Source organism: Mammaliicoccus sp. L-M44, assembly GCF_022386355.1.
Lineage (GTDB): Bacteria > Bacillota > Bacilli > Staphylococcales > Staphylococcaceae > Mammaliicoccus > Mammaliicoccus sciuri_A.
Genome location: NZ_JAJNIU010000086.1, coordinates 1 through 259, shown reverse-complemented (window position 1 = coordinate 259; position 259 = coordinate 1). Strand labels below are relative to the sequence as shown.

The window sequence follows — 259 nt, the reverse complement described above, 5'->3', positions numbered from 1 at the left end:
AAATCTATTAAGTCACAGTTTATTGATTCATCTTGGCAACGTTGTACATTCCATTTTCTTAAAAATATTGTAGAGAGATTTCCTAAAAAGAACTCTAAAGAAGCTAGAATGTTACTTAAATCAATATTCCAAGCACCAACATATCGTCATGCTGTTCAGCTCAAAGAAGAATTCATTGCACAATATGAAAGTAATCCTAAGTATGTGGAAGCTATTAAAATATTGGATGAAGGCTTCGAAGATGCCTCACAATTCTATA

The 259-nt window shown here is 31.7% G+C and carries 1 protein-coding gene; it reads left to right on the top strand.

Annotated features, from left to right (window positions below; genetic code table 11):
• Window positions 1-259, top strand: a 259-nt coding sequence (locus LQ611_RS14045; RefSeq protein ID WP_239709680.1) for a transposase, incomplete at both ends; no start/stop codon positions are given.